Consider the following 22,205-nt stretch of genomic DNA (forward strand, 5'->3'; position numbering starts at 1 on the left):
CTCGGACAGGCGGGGAGAAATCCGTTCAGCCTCCGTTCAGCCACGGTCGCATATTAGTCTTGGGTAAAGCCGGACCGCATCCCCTGCAAAACTGCACGGCCCGGTACGAAGGAGACCAAGATGAACAGAATTTTCAAGACAGCCGTGCTGTCCGCCGCCATGGCCGCCACCATGCTCGTGGCCCTGCCCGCGGCCAATGCCGATGAGTGGCGCCATCACCGCCACCACGGAAATGGCGACGCCGTTGCCGCCGGCGTGCTTGGCCTCGCCGCCGGCGCCCTGATCGGTGGCGCGCTGGCCAATGACCAGCCACCGCCTTACGCTGACCGCTACTACGATGACGGTTACTACGATCGTGACGTGCGGATCCGCCCGGCTCCGGTCCGCCGCTACTACGCGGAGCCGCGGGTGGTGTATGCCGATCGCTATGCCGAACCGTGGACGCGTGACTGGTACGAATACTGCTCGGACCGCTACCGCACCTTCAACTCCCGCACCGGCACCTTCACCGGCAATGACGGTGAGCAGCATTTCTGCACTGCCAACTGAGTGTATGTCGCCCAAAAGTGCGCAGCGGTTTTGGGACAACGACTTGCACCAAACAAAGCGCGAAAGCGCTTAGGGCTTCCCTGCCCCAGAAAGAAAGCGCTGACCGCAAGGCCAGCGCTTTTTTGTTGGGCGCCCGGGTGTGTTGAAATTCAGGTCAGGAATGGATTGGTCCTGCGCTCCTCGCCAAAGCGGCCGCCAGGACCGTGGCCACAGATGAAGCCGATATCGTCGCCCAGCGGCAACAGCTTGTCCTTGATCGAAGCGATGAGCATCGCATGGTCGCCGCCCGGCAGGTCGGTGCGGCCGACCGAGCCACGGAACAGCACGTCGCCGACATGGGCGAACTTGGCCGCGCGGTTGTAGTAGACGACATGGCCCGGCGCGTGGCCGGGGCAATGCAGCACCTCGAACACGTGGCCGCCGAACGACACGGTCTCGCCCTCGGTGAGGAACCGGTCGGGCACACAGTCGCGTGAGCCGACAATGCCGTAGCGCTTGCCCTGGTTCTCCAGATTGTCGAGCAAGGGCTTGTCGGCCTCGTGCGGACCGATGATGTCGATGCCGAGCGCCTCCTTCAATTCCATGGCACCGCCGGCATGGTCGATATGTCCATGCGTGATCCAGATTGCCTCGGCCCTGATCGCATTGTCCTTCAGCACCGCCAGCACCTTGTCGATGTCGCCGCCCGGATCGACGACGACACCACGCTTGTCGTCCATGTCGAACAGGATGGTGCAGTTCTGCTGAAACTGTGTGACCGGCACGATGCCGGCATTGAGCTGACCCATGATCGTCCTTTCGTATCCCTGGCGTGATGTAGAGGTGCCGGCGAAACGCGTCCACCCCTCGAAAGACGAACAGTCAGTCGTCTGAAAAACAGAAATGGGCGGCCGAAGCCGCCCATTTGAACAAACCTGAGACCGTCAGGCTTACTTCTTCATGGCGCCCAGGACCGCGCCGATAATGCCGGTCAGGATCGCGCCGCCGCCGGCGCCGCCGACGATGTTCTGCAGATTGAGCGCGCTGCCGAGACCGCTCGTCGCCGCCGCAGCTGCGTCTGGAGTGATCGTGCCGCCACCGAGCAGGCTGCCGAGGATCGCCGCGCCGCCGACGCCGCCAATGGCTCCGCCAAGGATTTTGGGAAGCTGCCCCATCGCCGCCGTCTTGATTGCCGCGCCGACCGCCTGACCACCGATGATGCCTGTAATGATCTGGATGATGATCGGAAGAAGCGTGTTCATGTCCATATGATTAGTCCCTCCATAGCTGCCAGCCTCCCGGGCCGACACCATCATGAGACGCCGAATTGGATGAAAGTCAAATGCAGAAACGCTGAAATAAAAGGGGCGGCTCGAAAACCGCCCCTGCTTGCGTGAAAAGCTGTGACTATCGTTATTCTGCGGCGATCGCGTGCTTGGGCTGAACCGCGGCAGAATAGTCGTTCATAAGATTCTTGGCGATTTCGCCGACCTCGAATCGGTAAGGGCCTATCTCCGAAACCGGCGTTACTTCCGCCGCCGTTCCAGTCAGGAAGCATTGCTCGAAACCTTCGAGTTCTTCCGGCATGATCGCGCGTTCAATCACTTCCAGGCCGCGATCCTTGGCCAGGCCAATGACCGTGCGGCGGGTGATGCCGTCGAGGAAGCAGTCGGGCGTGGGTGTATGGATCTTGCCGTCCTTGACAAAGAAGATGTTTGCGCCCGTTGCCTCCGCCACTTGCCCGCGCCAGTCGAGCATCATGGCGTCGGCATAGCCTTTTGCTTCGGCTGCATGCTTGGACATGGTGCAGATCATGTAAAGGCCGGCGGCCTTCGACCGCGACGGCGCCGTGCGCGGGTCGGGCCGGCGCCACTCCGCCACGTCGAGGCGAATGCCCTTGAGCTTCTGCGCCGGATCGAAATAGCTCGGCCACTGCCAGATGGCGATGGCGACGTTGATGCGGTTGTTCTGAGCCGAAACGCCCATCTGCTCGCTGCCGCGCCAGGCGATCGGCCGGACATAGGCGTCCTGGAAGCCCTGCTTCTTCAACAGCGTGGCCGAGGCGTCGTTGAGCTCGGCGACCGAATAGGGAATCTTGAAGCCGAGCAGGCGCGCCGATTCATGCAGGCGCTCGGTGTGCTCGTTGAGCTTGAAGATCTCGCCGCCATAGGCGCGCTCGCCCTCGAAGACCGCGCTGGCGTAGTGCAGGCCGTGGGTCAGCACGTGGATCTTGGCGTCGCCCCATTGCACGAACTCGCCATTCATCCAGATGAAGCCGTCCAGTTGATCGAAGGGAACGGATGCCATGGTAACCTCCCGCGGGCCACGGCCCGCATATCTCAGTGTCGTTGCGTGTTCTTTTTGGCCGCGCCATGCGATTTGAGACGCCGGCCGGTGTCTCGAAGCGTAGGCGGATAATCGCGCTCTGGCAAACTCAGGAAATTCCGGAAAAAACCGGCCTGACTTGCCTTTTCGTTCGCAATCCGCCCAAAAGCTTGTCAAAAATTACCATTGCAGGGAAATTACGTCAATAGTACTGACATAATCTCCCGTTCCCATGGAGAAATGATGACGGATCGAAGCCCTTCTGCCGGAAAACCGATCAGGACCGCGATGTCAGTCGAGGACGGCATCGACTTCGCCATCATCGAACTGTTTTTCTTCGCCTATCGCGACTTCACCTCCGATCCCGACCAGATCCTGGCCGACTATGGTTTCGGCCGTGCCCACCACCGGGTGCTGCATTTCGTCAACCGCAGGCCGGGCCTGACGGTCGCCGAACTGCTCGACGTGCTGAAGATCACCAAACAGAGCCTGGCGCGGGTGCTCAAGCAGCTGATCGACACCGACCATGTCGTGCAATTGCAAGGCCCGCGCGACCGTCGCCAGCGCGAACTCTACCCGACAGCCAAGGGCCGGGCGCTGGCACTGGCCCTGGCGCGGCCACAGTCGCGCCGCATCCGTGCTGCATTGGAAGATTCCGGCGCCGCCGAACGGACCTTGGTGGAACGCTTCCTCGAAGCGATGGTCAATCCGGAACTGAGAGCTCAGATCGACGTTGGGTCCGCAAAAATGTCAGGGAAAAGCCATGGAGAGCACTGAGAGGGTCGATCAGGCGGCCGCACCGGACGACGACGCGCCGCATCTGCTTGTGGTCGACGATGACACACGCATCCGCAATCTTCTCAAGCAGTATCTGACCGAAAACGGCTTTCGCGTCACCGTCGCCGGCAATGCCGGCGAAGCCAGGCGCAAGCTCGCCGGCCTCGACTTCGACCTACTTGTGCTCGATGTCATGATGCCCGGCGAGAGCGGCGTCGATCTCACTAAATCGCTGCGCGCCGAAAAGAACGTGCCGATCCTGATGCTGACCGCACTTTCGGAGACCGACAGCCGCATCTCCGGGCTGGAGGCCGGCGCTGACGATTACCTGCCCAAACCCTTCGACCCGCGCGAGCTGATCCTGCGCATCAACAACATCCTGCGCCGGGGCGGCCCGGCGACGACGCCCAAGGTCGAACAGCTGGTCTTCGGTCCCTACACCTTCCAGATCGCCAGGCGCGAACTGAAGCGAGGCGGCGAGGCGCTGAAGCTGACCGACCGCGAGCAGGAGATCCTGGCGATCTTCGCCGCGCGGGCCGGCGAGACCATCCCGCGCCACGAACTGGTCGGCGACGATTCGGAAGTCGGCGAGCGCACCATCGACGTGCAGATCAACCGGCTGCGCCGCAAGATCGAGCGCGATCCGTCCAACCCCGTCTGGCTGCAGACCGTGCGCGGTATTGGGTATCGGCTCAGCGTGGAATAGAATATCGGACGCGGCTCTAGGGCATGATCCCGAAAAGTGGGAATGGTTTTTCGGAAAAGATCACGCTTAAACAAAGAGTTGGATCAGACTGACGATTGAACCAGACGTCGTTCTGATCTAGTGCCGCGGGCGAAATGAAAAGAGCCAATGGCGACCACGGAACTGGAACAGCCGGGAAATGACGGCTTGAGCGCACGTGCCACGCGAACGCTCAAGGCGGTGCCGCGCATCTGGAACCGGTTCTGGCGCCTCGTTTCGCTTTACATGCCCAAGCGCCTCTATGCGCGCTCGCTGATCATCGTCATCGCGCCGATGATCCTTTTGCAATCGGTGGTCGCCTTCGTCTTCATGGAACGCCACTGGGCAACGGTGACGCAGCGCCTGTCGCAGGCCACCGTGCGCGACATAGCCGCCATCATCGACCTGATCGAGACCTACCCGCACGACGCCGATTACGCCAACATCATCCGCATCGCGCAGGACCGCATGCAGCTGAAGGTCGATTTGCTGCCGCCGGATCCCTTGCCGCCACCCGGTCCAAAACCGTTCTTCTCGATCCTCGACGACGTGCTCTCGGCCGAGATCACCCGGCAGATCAACCGGCCGTTCTGGATCGACACGGTCGGCAATTCCAACATCGTTGAGGTGCGCGTCCAGCTCGAAGGCAAGGTGTTGCGCGTCTTCGTGCGCCGCAGCCAGGCCTATGCTTCGAACACCCATATCTTCCTGATCTGGATGGTCGGCACCTCGCTGGTGCTGCTGATGATCGCCATCCCCTTCCTGCGCAACCAGATCCGGCCGATCCTCACGCTCGCCGAAGCCGCCGAAAGCTTCGGCAAGGGCCGGCCGATGCCGCGCGATTTTCGCCCGCGCGGCGCCGAGGAAGTTCGCCGTGCCGGCTTTGCCTTCATCCAGATGCGCGAGCGCATCGAGCGCCAGATCGAACAGCGCACCGCCATGCTGACCGGCGTCAGCCACGACCTCAGGACCATCCTCACCCGCTTCAAGCTGCAGCTGGCGCTGGCCGGCGGCAAGACCGAGACCAAGGCGGCACTCAACCAGGACATCGATGACATGCAGTCGATGCTGGAAGGCTATCTCGCCTTTGCCCGCGGCGAAGCCTCGGAGGACCCGGGACGTTTCGATCTCGAAGCCTATTTCCAGAAGCTCGGCGAAGAAGCCGCCTTGCGCAAATGCAAGCTGTCGACGACGCTTTCCGGCGACCCGACGGTGCATGTACGGCCGAACGCCTTCGCGCGGTTGCTGTCCAATGTCATCGGCAACGCATTCCGCTATGCCAAGACGGTGGAGGTCAATGCCAACCATGGCCGTGGTTCGCTTGTGGTCACCGTCGATGACGACGGTCCCGGCATTCCGGTCGACAAGCGCGAGCACGTGTTCAAGCCCTTCGTGCGACTGGACGAGGCCCGCAACCTCGATGCCAGCGGCACGGGGCTCGGCCTGTCGATCGCCCGCGACATCGCCCGCAGCCATGGCGGCGACATCACCCTCGACGACAGTCCGCTCGGCGGCCTGCGCGCGGTGATCAAGGTCCCGGCCTAGGCGAGCCCAAGTACCAGGCGAAGCATCAAGCTTCATCCGCCCGTCATGAAACCATGGTGAAGAGCGCGCATGAAGCGCGCGACCACACTTGATTCGGCTCAACCGCCTCACTTCGACCCCGTGCCCACCCGGGTGCGCTGGAGCGAAGCGAGGGCAGCAGGCTGGTCGCCATTCCGGCATCGTCTCAAGGCAACCGTCGACCTTTCCAGCAAAGGGCCGCCATGCGCATATTGATGGTCACCGACGCATGGCGCCCGCAAGTCAACGGCGTCGTCCACACGCTGGAACGGCTCACCGAAACGCTCAAATCCTTCGACGTCGCGGTGGATTTCCTGACGCCCAACATCTTTCGCACGCTGCCCCTGCCGACCTATCCCGACATCCGCCTGGCGCTGACCACGCCCGGCCATGTCGCGCAGCTGATCGACGGCTACAAGGCCGACCACATCCACATCGTCACCGAGGGGCCGCTCGGCATCATGGCGCGGCGCTATTGCCGCAATGCCGGCCGGCCATTCACCACCAGCTATCACACGCGCTTCCCCGAATATCTCAGCGCCCGCCTGCCGGTGCCGGAGAGCTGGGCCTATCGCTGGCTGCGCGATTTCCACAATTCCGGCCAGGGCACGCTGGTGGCCACCCAGTCGCTCGCCGACGACCTTTCGGCGCGCGGCTTCACCAAGCTCAGGCCCTGGACGCGCGGCGTCGACACCGACCACTTCCGTCCGGACAAGAGGAGGGATCTCGGCTTCCCCGGCCCGGTGTTCCTTTGCGTCGGCCGCGTCGCCATCGAAAAGAACCTGCCTGCCTTCCTCGACCTGGACCTGCCCGGCAGCAAGGTGGTGGTCGGCGAGGGTCCGGAGCTTGCCAAGCTCAAGGCGCGCTACCCCAATGCGCATTTCCTTGGCCACCGCCCCAATGACGAACTGGCGGAAATCTACGCCTCGGCCGACGTCTTCGTCTTCCCCAGCCGCACCGATACGTTCGGCAACGTGATCATCGAGGCGCTGGCCAGCGGCACGCCGGTCGCCGCCTATCCGGTGACCGGGCCGATCGACATTGTCGGCGACGGCTTTGGTGGCGCGGTCTCCAACGATTTGCGCGAAGCCTCGCTTGCCGCGCTCAACGTCAGCCGCGATCAGGCCCGCGAACGCGCCATGCGCTACAGCTGGAAGGCTTGTGCCGAAATGTTTCTCGACACGGTCGAGGAGGCGCTCGGCAGGACGCGCAAGCTCGCGGCTTGACGCCTGGCGCACCAGAGGGCGAGCCTCCCTCCTTCGTCATCCACGGGCGGGGCGTCGGCGAAGCCGGCGCGCAGACCCGAGGATCCATTCCGTGAGCTGGAAGCATCCGCTGCGGTGAAGAATCTGCGGGCCATGAATAGCCGCGAAGCCGTCTATGCTGGATCAGAGGCAACACGACTTTCTGGACCGCCCCACCCTTCGGCCACTGTCACGGCATGGATCCTCGGGTCTGCGCGTGCGCTTCGCGCCCGCTCCGCCCGTGGATGACGAAGGCGTGGAACGTGCGACGACTGTAGCTGGCGGTGGCTCTCTAAAACAACCGCCCGCCGTCCGGCACCTTGCGCTCGATGGCGCCCAGCACGACGGCGCCCTCCTCGTCGGGAAAACCGAGCGTCAGCACTTCCGACATGAACGGACCGATCTGGCGCGGCGGAAAATTGACCACCGCGAACACCTGCCGGCCGACCAGCGTCTCCGGCTCATAATATTTGGTGATCTGCGCCGAGGATTTCTTCACCCCGATGTCGGGTCCGAAATCGATCTTCAGCTTGATAGCCGGTTTGCGCGCCTGCGGAAACGGTTCGGCCTCGACGATCGTGCCGGCGCGGATGTCGACACGATCGAAATCGGCAAAACTGATCTCGGGCTTACGCTCGTGGCTTGAACTCATTTCGAGACTACCAAGGCTCAGGCGTTGCCGTAGGTCTCGAACAGCACGCCGGCCAGCGCGTCCTTGGCCGAGGTTCCCGACCAGACGACGAACTGAAACGCCTGGAAATAGCATTCGCAGGCTTCCAGCGCCGAGGACAGAAGCACCTCGACCTGCTGGCTCGAGGGTTCGACCCCGCCGGCCAAAAGCAGCGACTGGCGGAACATGATCGCGCCCTCCTGCTCCCACAGGTCGAAATGGCCGAACAGCATCTGTTCGTTGATCAGCGACAACAGCCGCATCACTTCCAGCGCGCGGGTCTCCGGCACTTTGATGTCGAAGGCGCAGGCCAGGTGCAGCGCCTCGAAATCCTCCATCCAGGAGAAGGAGACGTGATAGTCGGTCCAGCTGCCGGCAACCGAGATCGAAATTTCATCGTCGCCGGCCCTTTCGAAGGACCAGTCATTGTTGTGGGCCACCTGCTCGATAACATCCACCGGATGGATTTCGCGGGAGAATTCGAGTTCGAGAAGTTCCATGGAATGCTTCCTGTCGTTCTGAGGAGCGCCGCCACACGCTCCGCGGGAGGGCACACACAACGAACAATCTGATCTAGAACTCGGACGGCCAGGACTTCTCGACGCAAAGACCCCAGACCGGACCCCACCGCCCGGCCGCATGACTCTGCTCCGAATCATGCAACAAATTCAGTCTATTGATCGGGAGTCGCGTGAACAGCCCAATTTTTCGCACTGCGGCATTCGCATGTGGAAAGGCGCTGTCACAAAGATTCATGCAATGCCGTTAAGCGATTCACGGCAAAGCGATTTTCGGACTTTGACTATGTGGAAAAGTTTAATGATTATTTTTTTGCGCGCGGCTTCGCCGCCGCCGCTGGTGCGGCATCCCCGCCCAGTTCGGCGAGCCTGGCTTCGAGCGCTTCGATACGGGCGGCAAGCCGGGCATTCTCGTCGCGGGCCTTGGCGGCCATCTCGCGCGCGGCCTCGAATTCCTCGCGCTGCACCACGTCCATCGAATTGAGGATACGCTCCGCCTGGCCCTTGAAGGCGGTCTCCACCTCGCGCCGTACGCCTTGCGCGGCACCGGCGGCGTCGGTCATCAGCTTGGCGAATTCATCGAGAATGCGGTTCGGTCCGGTCGACATGGCAAATCCTCGCTTGCTCGAAATGACGTAGTGGCGCTGAGCGCCGAATGCAAGAACGTTGAGGCCCAGTACGGCCTCTGCGTTGCTATGGCGCATGGACGCTGCCATGCCGGCGGGAAGCTCTCGAACCGCCCCAAGCTATACTTGAGAACATCAAATCGCCTATGGTGTTGTCGTCTCCTATTTGCGTCAGAACGCTCTAATCAGGGTCAATCAATGGCAACGCCTCCGCGCCGACCGACAAATCCGTTCGCAGCCGCCGAAGCGGCCTTCAAGCCGGTCAAGAAGCCGGCAGCGCCAGTTCGCGAACCCTCGACCGCACCGAATGTCCGCGAGCTTGTCTCGATCCGGATCGACCGGGCCGTGCTCGACCATTTCCAGGAAGACGGCCCCGGCTGGCAGGACAGGATCAACGACGCATTGCGGCAGTGGGTGGCCGCCAAGGGGTGAGTTGACCACGCACGGCGCGATGGCTCGTAAAGGTGATCCGTCGCGGCACTTGACGGCGACCGGCTTGCCTTGACCCCGCCAAAACCCTGCCGCATGGTCCGCGCCCGAACGCGACCGCAACCGAGAGCTTCCCGTTGAACGAATATTTCCTGCTGCCGCTGGCCTCGTTGCCTTTCCCCAACATCAACCCGATCCTCATCCAGATCGGGCCGCTGGCGGTGCACTGGTATGGCGTCGGCTACATTATCGGCATCCTGTTTGCATGGTGGTACGCCAAGCGTCTTGCCGCCAACCCGAAACTGTGGCCCGACGGCGTACTGCCGATGAAGCCCGAGGACCTCGACGATTTCATCGTCTGGGCGGCGATCGGCGTCGTGCTCGGCGGCCGCACCGGCTATGTGCTGTTCTACGACCTGGCACGCTACATCGCGCACCCGCTCGACATCTTCGCGGTCTGGCAAGGCGGCATGTCCTTCCATGGCGGCCTGCTCGGCGTCATCCTCGCCATGACGCTGTTTTCCATCAAGCGCGGCATCCGCACCTGGTCGCTGTTCGATGTCGTGGCGGCCGGCGTGCCGGTTGGGCTTGGCCTGGTGCGCGTCGCCAATTTCATCAATTCCGAGCTCTGGGGCCGGCCGACGGACGTGCCCTGGGCAATAGAATTCCCCAATGGCGGGCCGTTTACCCGCCATCCGAGCCAGCTCTATGAGGCCCTGCTCGAAGGCCTGGTGTTGTTCCTGGTCCTGCGCATCCTCACCCATTCGCGCCTCAAGCTGAAGACGCCGCGCTTCGTCGGCGGCGCCTTCATCTGCGGCTACGGCCTGTCACGCGTCTTCGTCGAATTCTTCCGCGAGCCCGACCAGCAGCTCGGCTACCTCCTTGGCACCAACTGGCTGACCATGGGAATGATCCTGTCGACCCCGATGGTGCTGATCGGCATTTGGGCGATGGCAACAGCCAAGCCGGTGACGCAAGCGCAGCCGCAGGCGACATGACGAGGCTGAAGACCCGTATCGTCGACCTGATCGAGGCGCTGGGGCCCCTTCCCGTCAACGAATACATGGCGCTATGCCTGTTCGACCCTGCGGACGGCTACTACACGACGCGCGAACCCTTCGGCGCCGCTGGCGATTTCGTCACCGCGCCGGAGATCAGCCAGATGTTCGGCGAACTCGTCGCCGTGTGGCTTTACCAGGCTTGGACAGCAATCGGCCGGCCGATGCCTGTCACCATCGCCGAGATCGGCCCCGGTCGCGGCACGCTGATGAAAGACATGCTGCGCACGCTGTCGCGGCTTGATCCGACCCTGGCCAATGGCGCCGCCTTCGCCATGATCGAGACCAGTCCACGCCTGACCGAAGTCCAGAAACAGACGCTTGGCGCCACGCCTTTTGCGGTTCGCTGGCATGAGACCATCGACACCTTGCCCCATCAGGCGCTGCTCATCGTCGGCAACGAATTGTTCGACGCCATACCGATCCGCCAGTTCGTCCGCGCCGGCACCGGCTGGCGCGAGCGCATGGTGAGCCTGGACGACGAGAACACCCTTTGTTTCTTCGCCGGCGCCGGCTCGGTCGACCCGACGCTGCTGCCCGTCGACGCGGCTGAAGCGCCGCAAGGGGCGATCGCCGAGGTGGCACCCGCCCGCACCGCCCTGATGGCGGCCATTGCCGAACGCATGGCCCGAAACCGCGGCGCCGGGCTGTTCCTCGACTACGGCCACCTGCAGCCGGGTGTCGGCGACACGCTGCAGGCCTTGCGTAGGCACAATCACGAAGATGTGCTGGCCAATCCAGGCGAGGCCGACCTCACCTCGCATGTCGATTTCTCCGCCCTTGCCGCGATCGTGCGCGCGCATGGTCTCGATGCTCATCTGTCGACACAGGGCAGTTTCCTGCTCGGCATGGGCATACTCGAGCGTGCCGGCCGGCTTGGCGCCGATGCCGGCCAGGCCGCTCGCGACAAGATCACCGAAGACGTCGAGCGCCTCGCCGGGCCGCGGGCGATGGGCGAACTGTTCAAGGTGCTTGCCGTCGTGCCGCGCGGCGCCGCCGTCCGACCCTTCGCGACAGCGGATTGACTTTTCGCCGCTGCCTCTTCCAATCTCCCGTCGGGCAGGAGAGAGGCCGAACCGCCGGCCGCCCCGCTTCTGCTTTTTCTTGACGAAACCGCCCATACGGACAACAACGCCCGCATGCTGAATCAGACCAAACCGGATCCCGTTCGGTCCCCGCTGCTGGACAAGGCGCAGGCACAAGGCATCCGCCACGGCTATTTCACCCGCGCGGGCGGCGTCTCGACCGGCATCTACCAGGGTCTCAACATCGGTACCGGATCTAATGACGATCAGACGCTGGTGGCCGAGAACCGCGCCCGTGTCGCCGCCTGGATGGGTGTGCCGACGAACCATCTGTTGACCGCCTGGCAGATTCATTCCCCCGATGTCATCGTCGCCAGCGGACCCTTTGCCGGAGAACGGCCCAAGGCCGATGCCATCGTCACCGATCGCCCGGGCATCGCCATCGGCGCCTCGACCGCCGACTGCGGCCCGGTGCTGTTCGCGGATGCCGGGGCGCGCATCATCGGCGCGGCGCATGCCGGCTGGAAAGGCGCCTTCACCGGCGTGCTGGAAAACACCATTGCCGCCATGGAAGGCCTCGGAGCCCGGCGCGAAAACATCGTCGCCGTGCTCGGCCCCTCGATCGGCCCTGACAATTACGAAGTCGGGCCGGAATTCATTGCCCGCTTCGTCGAGGCCGACGCCGAAAACATCGGCTACTTCGCGCCGTCCGCCACATTAGGCCATGCCATGTTCGACCTCAATCGCTATACGGTCGACCGGCTGGCAAGGGCCGGCGTGACCGCGGAGGGCCTTGGCCGCTGCACCTATGCCGAGGAAGATCTGTTCTACTCCTACCGGCGCACCACGCACCGCAAGGAGCCCGATTACGGCCGGCAGGTTTCGGCTATCGTTTTGGAGAATGAATAATGGCGCTGCATTTTGAACGGTCGGAATTTGACGCGCGGCGCGACCGGCTGATGATCGAGATGGCCGAGAAGAAACTCGACGCCATCCTGCTGTTCGCGCAGGAAAGCATGTACTGGCTGACCGGCTACGACACGTTCGGCTTCTGTTTCTTCCAGTGCCTGGTGGTGAAGGCCGACGGCTCGATGGTGCTCTTGACCCGCTCGGCCGACCTGCGCCAGGCGCGCCACACCTCCATCATCGACGACATCGTGGTGTGGACCGACCGCAACGGCGCCAACCCGGCGGTCGACCTGCGCAATTTGCTCAACGATCTCAATTTGCTCGGCGCCCGCATCGGCGTCGAATACGACACCCATGGCCTGACCGCGTACAATGGCCGCCGGCTGGACGAGCAGTTGCAGACCTTCGGCCAGATCGCCGACGCGTCCGGCATCGTCGGGCGGCTGCGGCTGTTCAAGAGCCCGGCCGAAATCGCCAAGGCCGAGAAGGCCGCCAACCTCTCCGACGATGCGCTGGACGCGGCGCTGCCCCTGATCAAGCAGGGCGGCGACGAAGCGCTGATCCTGGCTGCCATGCAGGGCGCGGTCTTTGCCGGCGGTGGCGACTATCCGGCCAATGAATTCATCATCGGCTCCGGTGTCGATGCGCTGCTCTGCCGCTACAAGGCAGGCCGCCGCAAGCTGACCAAGAACGACCAGCTGACGCTTGAATGGGCCGGCGTGTTCCATCATTACCATGCGCCGATGATGCGCACGGTGCTGACCGGCAAGGTATCGAAGCGCCACCAGGAGCTGTTCGACGCCGCGCGTGCCGCCCTTCTCGCGGTGGAAAAGGCGATGACCCCGGGTAACAGTTTCGGCGACGTCTTCGACGCACATGCCCGCACCATGGAGGCACACGGCCTGACCAAGCACCGGCTGAACGCCTGCGGCTACTCCGTCGGCGCCCGCTTCACGCCGTCCTGGATGGACATGCCGATGTTCTACCAGGGCAACCCCGAGCCGATCGCGCCGCACATGACGCTGTTCGCCCACATGATCATCATGGATTCCGACACCGAGACGGCAATGACGCTTGGCCGCACCTACCTGACCACCGAATCCCAGCCGAAGCCGCTGTCCCGCCATGATCTCGACTTGATCGTACAGTGAATCCATAATGGGAGGCGTTCTTCGCCAAGGAGTTAGAAGGCAAATGGGACGATCGCATGTGACGACCGTGTCATTGCTTGTGGCATTGGCTCTTGCCTCCTGCACCAACGCAAAGGACGTTCTCGAACCTTCCGCCATCACCCCGCCGGCGACCTCGACACCGGCAGCGCCGGGCAGCACGGCGGCCACCGTTCCCGCAACGTCACCAACCGCGCCTGCCGCCACCACGAGCACTGCCGCGACCACCACCACGCCGCTTACCTCAGCCCAGAGTGCCGCCATCATGTCGAAGACCCGGCTGCAGATCGCGCCGATCGTCGGCGCTTCGGTGGAGGCCGCGACCCCGCTGACGGCGGAACTGCAGACGCGCGCCAGGCAGCGCGGCATCACGCTCGCGGGCAGCGCCGACCAGACCGCGACCCATGTGCTGAAGGGTTATTTCTCGGCGATTTCGGAGGGCAAGGACACCACCGTCATCTATGTCTGGGATGTCTACGACCCGGCCGGCAACCGCCTGCACCGCATCAACGGCCAGATGAAGGCGCCTTCGGTCAATTCCGGCGCCGGCGCGGGCGCCGACGGCTGGAAGGGCGTCTCGCCGGCCACCATGCAGGCGATCGCCGACCAGACCATCGACCAGTTCGCGGCATTTCTGGGCGGCAAGGCTGGCTAGCAAGGCATGCTCGAGTGTTGCCTCTCGGCGATGGCACTAACCTTTCTTCAGCTTAGCCGGCGGATTCCCGATCTCGGCGCTTGCAATACCAGCGCGGGCCGCTAAAAGCCCGATTAAAAGGTGCGGGAGAGTCTGTCAGGCCTTCCCATCCCCCACCAGGAACGGTGCATGAAACTCTTCGCGGGCAATTCCAACAGGGTGCTGGCCGAGGCGGTCGCCCGCTATCTCAACATCCCGCTGGGCAAGGCCAGCGTCAGGCGCTTCGCCGACCAGGAAATCTTCGTCGAAATCCAGGAAAACGTGCGCGGCGAGGATGTTTTCATCCTGCAGTCGACCTCGTTCCCGACCAACGATCACCTGATGGAACTGCTCATCATGATCGACGCTTTCATGCGCTCCTCGGCCAAGCGCATCACGGCGGTGATTCCCTACTTCGGCTATGCCAGGCAGGACCGCCGGGCCTCGGGCCGCACACCGATCTCGGCCAAGCTGGTCGCCAACATGATCACCCGCGCCGGCGTCGACCGCGTTTTGACGCTCGACCTGCATGCCGGCCAGATCCAGGGCTTCTTCGACATCCCGACCGACAATCTGTTCTCGGTGCCGGTGATGGCCCGCGACGTGAAGGCGAAATACAAGCAGCTCGGCAACGTCGTGGTGGTGTCGCCCGACATTGGCGGTGTGGTGCGGGCGCGGGCGCTGGCCAAGCGCTTCGACGCGCAACTGGCCATCGTCGACAAACGCCGTGAGCGCCCGGGCGAATCGGAAGTCATGAACATCATCGGCGCGGTGGCCGGCAAGGATTGCCTGCTGATCGACGATATCGTCGATTCCGGTGGTACGCTGTGCAACGCCGCCGATGCTCTCCTGGCCAACGGCGCCACCAGCGTCACCGCCTATATCACCCATGGCGTGCTGTCGGGCGGCGCTGTCGCCCGCATCAGCGGCTCGAAGCTGCAGGAACTGGTGATCACCGATTCCATCCAGCCGACGCAAGGCGTGCTCGACGCCCCCAACATCCGCGTCATCTCGATCGCCGACCTGATGGGCGAAGCGATCTCGCGCACGGCAACCGAGGAATCGGTGTCGAGCCTCTTCGACTAGAAGCCAGTTGCAGAGCTTTTGACGAGTGAACGACAAGCGGGATTGGGCTCGTTGTCGTTCAAATTCTATTTTTGGCTTTGATCAGTTTTCAATACTTGTAGGCAAAGTTAGCGGCATGTTGAATGCTGCAAACCATCCGGCGCTCTACCCAATTGCGCTTGGGCTTTTATACGGTTTGCTATTTTCGGGCTTTTCCCTAATGGCCTTCGGCGTATCGGTAACGCACTGGATAGCCGATAATATAGGCCTGAAATCCATGCTTGGGTGTCTTGTCGCCTATATCGGTATTATATGTTGCTTGGTCTGGATCATTAACAAAATAAATGCAGCGCTCCCAACATTGGACATTCCGCCTTCCAGCAACCTTCCGGGACAGGCTTGGGGCATCGAAGAAACAGTGATCCATGATGAGGCAAACCTGACTGCTTTAGAGAAATCGCGGCTCAGCCAAGCCTTTCACCAGGACACGGCTCGGCCTAAATAGTCGAGAGCGTCCAAGCGCGGCCTACGGCAGGGGACTTTCCAATCGTGCCGGGCCGCTAAGCCGACGCACGCTTTCGCCATTGTCGCGCGCGCCGCGCATATAGCCGCGCGGCGAGGAGCCCAGCATGCGCTTGAACATGGTGATGAAGGCCGGCACGCTGTCATAGCCCAAGTCGAGCGCCACCCTGGTGATGGGCTCGCCATCGGCGAGCCTCGGCAGCGCCGCGAACAGGCACGCCTGCTGGCGCCATGTCGACAAGGACAGGCCGGTCTGGCGCTGGAAGGCGCGCGTGAAGGAGCGCCGGCTCATGCCGACGGCATCGGCCCATTCGTCGATCGTTGCGTGCGGCGAAGGCGCCGCGACGAAGCGACGGCACAGCGCCGCCAGCCTCGGATCGGACGGGAATGGAAGCCCGAGCGGCCGTTCCGGCAAGGTCGGGATTTCATGCAGCAGCAGGTTCATGATCAACCCGCCGCGTCCTTCCAACTCGCCGCCTTGCGGCAGCTTCTCCGACTCCACGATCAGGCTGTGCATCAGTTCGGTGACGCCGACGACCCGCAAGCCTTCCGGTAGCCCGGGGATCGCACCCGGCATGACATAGACCGAGCGCATCGAGACGTCGCCCAGCATCTCGACGGAATGTTCGATGCCGGCCGGAATCCACATCGCATGGTCGGGCGGCACCATCCAGCGCCCGTGCCGCGTCTTTACCAGCACGACGCCGACCAACGCGTGCAGCAGCTGGCTGCGGCTGTGTCGATGTTGGGGCACATGGTAGCCGTCAGGATATTCGGTCGGCAAGGCCACCGCCGGCCCGGCCACTTGTTCCAGCCACTGCCAGCGGCTCTCGTGCAACTTGCCGAGATCGGCATTGCCGGCGTGGAAGATTTCCCTGCCATGTGGCATCGGCTATGGCCCACTCGCGAAACTATTGGACCAAACCACGAAAGAAGTCGCCCTGCAAGCGGCTTATAAGGCAACCGTCCCTAGGGCTGCCGCAGGAGCGGCCGCCAAATTACCTGCGGGCGTGCCCGCCAAAAAGACCACGGAGCCTACCTTGACCGATACGACAGCCGCCAGCGTCGCGCCACCAGCGAGCGCCAGTCACGCCTCAGCCCAGGCGACGGCCTTCACCGTCATCCTGGCGGTGAGCCTGTGCCACTGCATCAACGACATCATGCAGTCGCTGCTATCGGCCATCTACCCGCTTCTGAAAGACAATTACGGCCTCGACTTCTGGCAGATCGGCCTTTTGACCTTCACCTTCCAGGTCACGGCGTCCCTGCTGCAGCCGATCATCGGCATGATCACCGACAAGCGGCCGATGCCCTACTCCCTGCCTTACGGCATGGCGGCGTCGCTGATCGGACTGGTCGTGCTGGCCTATGCCGGGCACTACTACCTGCTCCTGATCGGCGCCTCGCTGATCGGCATCGGCTCGGCGATCTTCCATCCCGAATCCTCGCGCATCGCCCGCTTCGCGTCTGGCGGCCGGTTTGGCCTGGCGCAGTCACTGTTCCAGGTCGGCGGCAATTTCGGCCAGTCCATGGGCCCCTTGCTGGCTGCCTTCATCGTCGTGCCGTTCGGCCAGACCAGCATCGCCTGGTTCGCCGTCGGCTCGCTGATCGGCATCGTCATCCTGTGGCAGGTCGGCGGCTGGTACAGCCGTCTGCGCGCCGCGCAAGGCAACCGCAAGGCGGCAAGCTTCGTCTCGCCCTTCCCGCGCCGCAAGGTGATGTCGGCATTGATCGTGCTGACCTTGCTGGTGCTGAGCAAGAACGCCTACATCGCCAGCCTCGCCAGCTACTACACCTTCTACTCCATCCATAAGTTCGGGGTGTCGGTGCAGATGAGCCAGGTGATGCTGTTCCTGTTCCTCGGCTCCTCGGCGCTGGGCATCCTGCTCGGCGGCCCCTTCGGCGACCGCTACGGACAGAAGGCCATGATCTGGTTCTCGATCGTCGGCGTCCTGCCCTTCACGCTGGCGCTCCCCTACGCCAATCTGGAATGGACGATGGTGCTGACCGTGCTGATCGGACTGATCCTGTCGTCGGCCTTCTCCAACATCGTCGTCTTCGCGCAGGAACTGGTGCCGGGCCGCGTCGGCATGATCGCCGGCATCTTCTTCGGCTTCGCCTTCGGCATGGGCGGCATCGCGGCGGCCGTGCTCGGCGTCGTCGCCGACATGAAGGGCATCGATTTCGTCTTCCAGATCTGCTCGTATTTGCCGTTCCTGGGCCTGCTGACGGTGTTCCTGCCCAACATGAAGGAAGCCCGGAAGGCGCAGGCTGCCTGACCCGGCAGATCCGAATCCAGATGAAAGCACCCGCCCGGATGGGCGGGTGCTTTGTCTATCCAGCAGAACGCCTTACGCCTTGAAGAAGGCCAGCAGGTCGGCGTTGATGACATCGGCGTGGGTTGTCGCCATGCCGTGCGGAAAACCCTTGTAGACCTTGAGCTCGCCCTTCTTGAGCAGCTTGATCGACAGCAGTGCCGAGTCGGCGATGGGGACGATCTGGTCGTCATCGCCATGCATGACCAGCACCGGCACGTCGATTGCCTTCAAATCCTCGGTGAAGTCGGTTTCCGAGAATGCCTTGATGCAATCATAATGCGCCTTGGTGCCGCCCATCATGCCCTGGCGCCACCAATTGTCGATGACGCCCTGCGAAACCTCGGCACCTGGACGGTTGAAGCCATAGAACGGACCGGCCGGAACGTCGCGGAAGAACTGGGCGCGGTTGGCCGCCTGGGCAGCGCGAAAACCATCGAAGACCTCGATCGGCAGGCCGCCGGGATTGGCCGCGGTCTTGAGCATGATCGGCGGCACCGCGCCGATCAGCACCGCTTTGGCGACGCGGCCGCCCGAGCCGTACCGCGCCACATAGCGCGCCACTTCGCCGCCGCCGGTCGAATGGCCGACATGGATGGCGTTCTTGAGATCGAGATGCGCCGCGAGTTCAGCGACATCGGCGGCGTAGGTGTCCATCTCGTTGCCGATATCCGTCTGCGTCGAGCGGCCATGGCCGCGCCGGTCATGGGCGATGACGCGGTAGCCCTGTGCCAGGAAGAAAAGCATCTGGGCGTCCCAGTCATCGCTGCTCAACGGCCAGCCATGGTGGAAGACGATGGGCTGGCCGGTTCCCCAATCCTTGTAGAAAATCTGCGTGCCGTCCTTGGTGGTGATCGTGCCGCTGCCGGAACTGGATTTTGTCTGCGAAGCCATCTCAATCTCCTTTGATTGCTTTTCGCGATAAACAATATCGCGATATCTATATGGCTAGCGCAGCCTTGAACCCCTGTCTATAGAAATATGTATCGCGATATCATTTTTCGTGGTACCGAAATTCCTACGTCGGCAAACAAGGAACGCGTCGTGCCTCTCCCGTTGGACAACCAGCTCTGCTTCACGCTCTATGCCACCAGCATGGCGATCAACCGCACCTACAAGCCGATGCTGGACGAGATGGGGATCACCTATCCGCAATATCTCGTGCTGAACGCACTGGGCGAGGCCGATGGCATGTCGGTCGGCAGGGTCGCCCACCGGCTGGCCTTGGAATCAAGCACCGTCACGCCCCTGGTCAAGCGCATGGAACAGGCCGGTCTTGTCACCCGCCAGCGCAGCCAGACCGACGAGCGCCAGGTCCAGGTCGACCTGACACCGGCCGGGCGCGCGCTGCTCGTCCAGTGCAATTGCCTGAACGAGACCCTGATCAAGCGTTCGGGGATGACGCTGGCCGAGCTCGATGCCCTGAACCGGCAGGTGCAAGCGCTACGCGACGCGTTGAGCAGCAATCTGGCCGGCACCAACTGAAGCTTGAGTGCCTCGGCGCAGCTTGAACTGCGCTCACGGCGGATGCGGTACGAAAGCGGATTGCGTTTGCGTCATGTCAACGTCGATTGATTTGGTGAGTGCGGGCCAGTCAATCGCAGCGCTCGTTGCACGGACTTGCAATCAAGCGGAACCGAAATACTTACCTCGTTCGCCCTCTTGTGTTCAGACCCGAACGAACGAAACTGGAGCTTTACGATTCGCGCGGTATTGACCTATGGGCCCCCTATTCCGCTATAGGGTATAGCGCGAGCAATTCTGCGGCAAAGGTGCGGTAATGGGTGTCAACAGCCCCAAGATAAGCGGCTTCGTCATAACCTATAACAGTGGAGAAATTCTCAAGACTTGCTTGCGCTCCTTGCGCTTTGTCGATGAGCTCATTGTCGTCGACAAATCATCCACCGACGGCACGGCTGCCGTCGCGGCCGGCTTTGCCGACAAAGTCATCTCCGTGCCCTGGTCGCCATTGCCCACCGAGACGCGGTTTGTCGCCTACGATGCATGTTCACACGACTTCATACTCTATCTGGATCACGACGAATGCCTCAGCGTCGAGGCTATTCGCTGGGTAAGGGAAAATGCCGGCTCCCATCCGGCTGGCGTGTTTCGCATGCCCAAGCGTGAATACATTATGGGACGCCACGACGATGATGCGTATTACTGGCCTTCCTACAATGTGCGCGCCTTTCGCCGCGGCGCGGCGGAATTCGTCTCGACGCTGCATGAAGAGGTCGGACGAATAACGAGCGAGGTCTACGATGTCCCGCATGACGGAGGCGTGTGCATCCACAATCTGTCGCATCGGGATGCGCATCAATGGATTGAAAAAACCAATCGTTATACGAACGAGCGAGACAGGGTCTCGTTCTTCGACGCCAGCACCCCCTTGGAGACTTTCGGACAAGAGCGCATAGCGTACTGGCTGGCTCAATCCAGGTCGCGGTCGGACTACGTTGTCGCCACCGCGCTGCTGCGGGCGGTCTACGACATAGTGGACCGGGTAAAATTATGGGAAGCGCAGGATGGCCTTGATGGCGACGCTGCATTCGCCGCCGTCTGCGCGGAATTGGAGGCAACCTACGACATTGCCGACCGAGCGAAGCTTTGGGAGACCCGCGGCGGGCCTGAGGGAGAGGCAATATTCGCCGCCGTCCGCAAGGAGATGGAAGCATTTCATAACCCGTTGAGGTCCGACCGCCGTCAAACATCCGCCCAGGCAGTCGGACCGGCAGTTCGACCGAAGCGGCCATCCCGTCTCAAGAAGACCTTGAGAAAGATCCGCTCGCGCTTGACGGGAAGAACGCGTTGACGCGGGAAAACGGCGCGTCTGCATTCGCCATGCACACCCAGCCGCTTCGTGTTTTGACCCTTCTGGTGCGTCACGGAACCGAGAAGTATCCGACCGCATGGCGGGACTTGCGAGCCATGTTCGCCCACCAGATGCCGGAGGTAGCGCATCGCATGCTCGTGATCGACAATTCGCTGCCAGTCGGTCATTGCTCTGATCTCGACTGCGGGGTCGAACTGATCGGCGCGTCGAACGAAGATTGGGAGTTCTCCGCGTGGGACTGCGGCATCAATCATACCGGCGCCGAACTTCATCACTACGATCTCATTCACTTGGCCACTTCGGCTTTCGCGGCATCCACATCCGACCATCTCAAATTGATTGATGGTGGCTCGTTGCGGTCGTTGCTTGGCTTGCAGGGAGCGCTGGGTTGCATCGATTCTCGCCGCGAGGCCTTCTCGATTTTCGGAATCCGCTCGCAGGCCTGGCTCCGCAGCTCGTTCATCCTGATGCACCCGCGGCAACTCAGCAGCCTGGGATCCTTGGTAAGCGTCGGCAGGAACGCACCGATTTTCAGCGGCAACCCTCGGCAACCCTTTCGTGATGACGCACCGATCTCGCAAGGATATCAGCAGTTTTTGCTGCATTGGCTCACCGGCGACAGAGCCGGCAAAGAGGTAGTCTGGCATTCAAGGTTCGATCTTACGCCTGAAACGCTACCGTTTTTCGAAAGCAAGGCCCGGGCCATTCTCAATGAGCAGATGCTCACCAACCGGTTGCTAGCCAATGGATGCGCGCTTGTCGACGTGCCATGGCTGGCGCGGAAGGCTAGGACGGCGAGCACGGAATCCGAGAATGATATTCCGGACTGGCGCGTGCAAATTACCTTCCGGGCACGATCCAAACGCACTTTGACCCAAAAGCTTCGCCGCTGGTTGTCAAAACTTATGTCGCGGCAATGATGCCTGCCATCGGTCGTTGCCTCTCCCAACACAGGCTTGGCGTCTCCTTGGCGGACTGTCGGATGATGAGACTTCCGGGTATATCGTCGATCCTGGAACTGCCTTTCAAGCCTTACAGCCCAACCGCTTGCGCCTCTCGCTGCCTTCCGCTATAGAGCCGCCACCCGCGTAGACACCCTTGGAGGCAACGCGGCGGAAGGCTGCCTTCCCTTGTGATCCCGAACAAAGGTCCGTCTCAAAGCGGTAGCCTTCATTCGGAAATCCAGGACCGGCGGCTTTCGACGTTTACGGCTCGGGCACATTGCCCACCGC

25 protein-coding genes are annotated in these 22,205 nt (G+C 62.5%); 17 read left to right on the forward strand and 8 right to left on the reverse strand.

Annotated features, from left to right (window positions below; all coding sequences use genetic code 11):
• Positions 1-120: 120 nt before the first annotated feature.
• Positions 121-549 carry a BA14K family protein gene (locus tag AC1VON_RS30500; protein WP_172348966.1) on the forward strand — a complete coding sequence of 143 codons (429 nt, stop codon included), beginning with the start codon at positions 121-123 and terminating at the stop codon, positions 547-549.
• A gap of 149 nt (positions 550-698) precedes the next feature.
• On the opposite strand, the gene AC1VON_RS30505 is transcribed toward AC1VON_RS30500, so the two are convergent.
• The 3 genes from AC1VON_RS30505 to AC1VON_RS30515 all read right to left on the reverse strand — a co-directional run bounded on the left by AC1VON_RS30505 (position 699) and on the right by AC1VON_RS30515 (position 2,835).
• Entirely contained in the window at positions 699-1,337 is a 639-nt protein-coding gene (locus AC1VON_RS30505; RefSeq protein WP_483125914.1) for an MBL fold metallo-hydrolase, read from the reverse strand.
• Positions 1,338-1,478: 141 nt separating this feature from the next.
• Positions 1,479-1,796: a hypothetical protein gene (locus AC1VON_RS30510; RefSeq protein WP_172348965.1), complete on the reverse strand. Its 318-nt coding sequence runs from the start codon at positions 1,794-1,796 to the stop codon at positions 1,479-1,481.
• A gap of 145 nt (positions 1,797-1,941) precedes the next feature.
• Entirely contained in the window at positions 1,942-2,835 is an 894-nt protein-coding gene (locus AC1VON_RS30515) for a branched-chain amino acid aminotransferase (RefSeq protein ID WP_172348964.1), read from the reverse strand.
• Positions 2,836-3,096: 261 nt separating this feature from the next.
• On the opposite strand from AC1VON_RS30515, the gene AC1VON_RS30520 reads away from it, so the two are divergent.
• From AC1VON_RS30520 to AC1VON_RS30535, 4 genes are all read left to right on the forward strand, one after another.
• A complete protein-coding gene (locus AC1VON_RS30520; protein ID WP_172348963.1) occupies positions 3,097-3,630 on the forward strand; it encodes a MarR family winged helix-turn-helix transcriptional regulator in 534 nt (177 codons plus the stop codon).
• Entirely contained in the window at positions 3,617-4,336 is a 720-nt protein-coding gene (locus tag AC1VON_RS30525) for a response regulator (protein ID WP_115142172.1), read from the forward strand. The genes AC1VON_RS30520 and AC1VON_RS30525 overlap by 14 nt, the downstream gene beginning before the upstream one ends.
• 147 nt (positions 4,337-4,483) lie before the next feature.
• Positions 4,484-5,899 carry an ATP-binding protein gene (locus AC1VON_RS30530; protein WP_172348962.1) on the forward strand — a complete coding sequence of 472 codons (1,416 nt, stop codon included), beginning with the start codon at positions 4,484-4,486 and terminating at the stop codon, positions 5,897-5,899.
• A gap of 221 nt (positions 5,900-6,120) precedes the next feature.
• Complete coding sequence (locus AC1VON_RS30535; RefSeq protein ID WP_483125915.1) at positions 6,121-7,143, forward strand: glycosyltransferase family 4 protein; 1,023 nt, start codon at positions 6,121-6,123, stop codon at positions 7,141-7,143.
• A 310-nt stretch (positions 7,144-7,453) separates the two neighbouring features.
• On the opposite strand, the gene AC1VON_RS30540 is transcribed toward AC1VON_RS30535, so the two are convergent.
• The 3 genes from AC1VON_RS30540 to AC1VON_RS30550 all read right to left on the reverse strand — a co-directional run bounded on the left by AC1VON_RS30540 (position 7,454) and on the right by AC1VON_RS30550 (position 8,957).
• The gene (locus tag AC1VON_RS30540) at positions 7,454-7,813 is read right to left on the reverse strand and encodes a tRNA-binding protein (protein ID WP_483125916.1); all 360 of its coding nucleotides are present in this window, start codon (positions 7,811-7,813) and stop codon (positions 7,454-7,456) included.
• 17 nt (positions 7,814-7,830) lie between these two features.
• Complete coding sequence (locus AC1VON_RS30545) at positions 7,831-8,331, reverse strand: type III secretion system chaperone family protein (RefSeq protein ID WP_013893499.1); 501 nt, start codon at positions 8,329-8,331, stop codon at positions 7,831-7,833.
• 323 nt (positions 8,332-8,654) lie between these two features.
• Positions 8,655-8,957 (reverse strand): accessory factor UbiK family protein, encoded by a 303-nt coding sequence (locus tag AC1VON_RS30550; RefSeq protein WP_172352876.1) that lies wholly within the window; start codon positions 8,955-8,957, stop codon positions 8,655-8,657.
• Between the two features lie 216 nt (positions 8,958-9,173).
• Here AC1VON_RS30550 and AC1VON_RS30555 point away from each other — a divergent pair, with 216 nt between their 5' ends.
• The 8 genes from AC1VON_RS30555 (at position 9,174) to AC1VON_RS30590 (ending at position 15,808) form a co-directional block, all read left to right on the forward strand.
• Positions 9,174-9,407 carry a BrnA antitoxin family protein gene (locus AC1VON_RS30555; protein WP_019860643.1) on the forward strand — a complete coding sequence of 78 codons (234 nt, stop codon included), beginning with the start codon at positions 9,174-9,176 and terminating at the stop codon, positions 9,405-9,407.
• A 134-nt stretch (positions 9,408-9,541) separates the two neighbouring features.
• Positions 9,542-10,402 carry a prolipoprotein diacylglyceryl transferase gene (gene lgt / locus AC1VON_RS30560; protein ID WP_172348959.1) on the forward strand — a complete coding sequence of 287 codons (861 nt, stop codon included), beginning with the start codon at positions 9,542-9,544 and terminating at the stop codon, positions 10,400-10,402.
• On the forward strand, positions 10,399-11,487 hold the full coding sequence (locus AC1VON_RS30565) for a class I SAM-dependent methyltransferase (protein ID WP_483125917.1): 1,089 nt from the start codon (positions 10,399-10,401) through the stop codon (positions 11,485-11,487). The genes lgt and AC1VON_RS30565 overlap by 4 nt, the downstream gene beginning before the upstream one ends.
• Positions 11,488-11,601: 114 nt before the next feature.
• Complete coding sequence (gene pgeF / locus AC1VON_RS30570) at positions 11,602-12,396, forward strand: peptidoglycan editing factor PgeF (RefSeq protein ID WP_483125918.1); 795 nt, start codon at positions 11,602-11,604, stop codon at positions 12,394-12,396.
• Positions 12,396-13,547 carry a M24 family metallopeptidase gene (locus AC1VON_RS30575; protein WP_483125919.1) on the forward strand — a complete coding sequence of 384 codons (1,152 nt, stop codon included), beginning with the start codon at positions 12,396-12,398 and terminating at the stop codon, positions 13,545-13,547. Before pgeF ends, AC1VON_RS30575 begins: the two co-directional genes overlap by 1 nt.
• A gap of 43 nt (positions 13,548-13,590) precedes the next feature.
• Positions 13,591-14,220 (forward strand): hypothetical protein, encoded by a 630-nt coding sequence (locus AC1VON_RS30580; RefSeq protein ID WP_172348955.1) that lies wholly within the window; start codon positions 13,591-13,593, stop codon positions 14,218-14,220.
• 168 nt (positions 14,221-14,388) lie between these two features.
• Positions 14,389-15,324, forward strand: a complete 936-nt coding sequence (locus AC1VON_RS30585) for a ribose-phosphate pyrophosphokinase (protein ID WP_019860650.1) — start codon at positions 14,389-14,391, stop codon at positions 15,322-15,324.
• Between the two features lie 25 nt (positions 15,325-15,349).
• Positions 15,350-15,808 carry a hypothetical protein gene (locus AC1VON_RS30590; RefSeq protein WP_483125920.1) on the forward strand — a complete coding sequence of 153 codons (459 nt, stop codon included), beginning with the start codon at positions 15,350-15,352 and terminating at the stop codon, positions 15,806-15,808.
• 21 nt (positions 15,809-15,829) lie between these two features.
• Here AC1VON_RS30590 and AC1VON_RS30595 read toward each other — a convergent pair whose 3' ends face one another.
• Positions 15,830-16,714 (reverse strand): AraC family transcriptional regulator, encoded by an 885-nt coding sequence (locus tag AC1VON_RS30595; protein WP_483125921.1) that lies wholly within the window; start codon positions 16,712-16,714, stop codon positions 15,830-15,832.
• Between the two features lie 151 nt (positions 16,715-16,865).
• Between AC1VON_RS30595 and AC1VON_RS30600 the strand changes: the two genes are divergently transcribed.
• A complete protein-coding gene (locus AC1VON_RS30600; protein ID WP_172348953.1) occupies positions 16,866-18,104 on the forward strand; it encodes an MFS transporter in 1,239 nt (412 codons plus the stop codon).
• 72 nt (positions 18,105-18,176) lie between these two features.
• Here the strand turns inward: AC1VON_RS30600 and AC1VON_RS30605 are convergent, their stop codons facing one another.
• On the reverse strand, positions 18,177-19,034 hold the full coding sequence (locus tag AC1VON_RS30605; RefSeq protein WP_483125922.1) for an alpha/beta fold hydrolase: 858 nt from the start codon (positions 19,032-19,034) through the stop codon (positions 18,177-18,179).
• Positions 19,035-19,184: 150 nt separating this feature from the next.
• On the opposite strand from AC1VON_RS30605, the gene AC1VON_RS30610 reads away from it, so the two are divergent.
• The 3 genes from AC1VON_RS30610 to AC1VON_RS30620 all read left to right on the forward strand — a co-directional run bounded on the left by AC1VON_RS30610 (position 19,185) and on the right by AC1VON_RS30620 (position 21,893).
• Positions 19,185-19,625: a MarR family winged helix-turn-helix transcriptional regulator gene (locus tag AC1VON_RS30610; protein WP_483125923.1), complete on the forward strand. Its 441-nt coding sequence runs from the start codon at positions 19,185-19,187 to the stop codon at positions 19,623-19,625.
• Between the two features lie 295 nt (positions 19,626-19,920).
• The gene (locus AC1VON_RS30615) at positions 19,921-20,952 is read left to right on the forward strand and encodes a glycosyltransferase (RefSeq protein WP_483125924.1); all 1,032 of its coding nucleotides are present in this window, start codon (positions 19,921-19,923) and stop codon (positions 20,950-20,952) included.
• The gene (locus AC1VON_RS30620; protein WP_246740920.1) at positions 20,949-21,893 is read left to right on the forward strand and encodes a hypothetical protein; all 945 of its coding nucleotides are present in this window, start codon (positions 20,949-20,951) and stop codon (positions 21,891-21,893) included. Before AC1VON_RS30615 ends, AC1VON_RS30620 begins: the two co-directional genes overlap by 4 nt.
• Positions 21,894-22,205: the final 312 nt, after the last annotated feature.

The organism is Mesorhizobium sp. HAY1-8B (assembly GCF_056868045.1).